1 protein-coding gene is annotated in these 1,332 nt (G+C 64.5%); it reads right to left on the bottom strand.

All coding sequences use genetic code 11. The features are described 5' to 3' along the window. Positions 1-27 precede the first annotated feature (27 nt). Positions 28-1,332: ABC transporter substrate-binding protein (locus HP499_RS24305; RefSeq protein WP_172326581.1), on the bottom strand; the 1,305-nt coding region annotated here is incomplete at its 5' end.

The following is a 1,332-nucleotide window of genomic DNA, read 5'->3' as shown; positions in this document are numbered from 1 at the left end:
TTGGCGGGATTGTTTTGGTGGCCATGATCAGAAACTCGCCTTGGCGCTGGTGATCTCCTCGGCCATGCTCTTCACGGCGTCCTCGGTGGAGGCGGTGCCGGAGAGGACGGCGTAGACGTTCTTGTAGATCGCCTGGCTGATCTGCGGGTAAACCGGGGAGATCGGGCGGGGCTTGGCACCCTTCACGGAGGCGAGGAGTTCGGTGGCGAACGGCATCTTCTGCAGCACGGCCGGGTCCGAGTAGGCGGCCTCGTTCACCGGGGCCTGCGAGTAGTCCATGGCCACGTGCTTCTGCCAGTCCGGGGTGGTGGCGAAGTCGATGAACGCGACAGCCCCGGCCTGGTTGGTGGAGTGGGCGGAGATCGCCAGGTTCCAGCCGCCCAGCACGCCGGAGGCCTTGCCACCTTCCCATGCCGGCAGCGGCGCGACCGCGAAGCTGGACGCCAGCGGTGTCGCGTTGAGCAGGCGGTACACGTGCGGCCAGTTGCGCTGGTATCCGAAGTCACCGGACTCGTAGGCGAGGCGGGCGGGGTCTTCGTTGTAGGTGAGGACGGCGCGGTCGGCTGAGCCGTTCTTGAGTCCGTCACTCATGAAGTTCAGGACGTCGCGGGTCTCCTTGGAGTCGATTTTGACGTCGCCTTGCTCGTTGAGGACTTCGCCGCCTGCGCTGTAGAGCATTTCGAGGAAGTTCACCGTGAGGCCCTCGTACTGCTTGCCCTGGTAGACGAACCCGTTGCCGGGCGCTTTGGCGGCTTCCGCGTAGAGCTGCTGCCAGGACTCGGGCTTGGCCACCTTGTCCTTCTGGTAGTAGATCAGTCCGGCGTTGGTGAAGAACGGCGAGCCCCAGTACTTGTCCTCATACTTGGTGGTTTCCACAGTGGAGGGAATGAGCCGGTCCTTGTTGGCCTCCACCAGCTTGGTCTGGTCCAGCAGCCAGCCCTGGGAGGCAAACTCGGAGGTCCAGATGACGTCCGTGATGAAGATGTCGCACTCCGTGGACTTGCCCTCGAGCCGCTGCACGATCTGCGTGCGGGCTTCATCCGTGGTGGCGCCGATCTCCGTGTACTTGGCCGTGACCTTGCCGTTCGCCTTGGTGAACGCCTCCGCCGTTCCCTTGTAGATACCGCTCGCGTCCTTGACCCCGCAGATGTTCACGTTGCCGCTGGCATTAGCGCCCGACGCCGGATCGGCAGCTGCCGCTTGTTCGGCACCTTGGGGTGCGGCTCCCCCGCCGCACGCGGTCAGGAGGAGGGCTGCGGCTGCGATTGCGGCTGATGTGAGGGTTTTGCGGTTTCGGGGCGTTGTTTGGTTCTGGCTCTGGAGCGGGGAAGC

Origin of the sequence: Paenarthrobacter sp. CM16 (genome assembly GCF_013179505.1) — a bacterium.
Lineage (GTDB): Bacteria > Actinomycetota > Actinomycetes > Actinomycetales > Micrococcaceae > Arthrobacter.
Note: the sequence above shows the minus strand (reverse complement) of the source record. Positions and strands in the feature narration are given on the sequence as shown.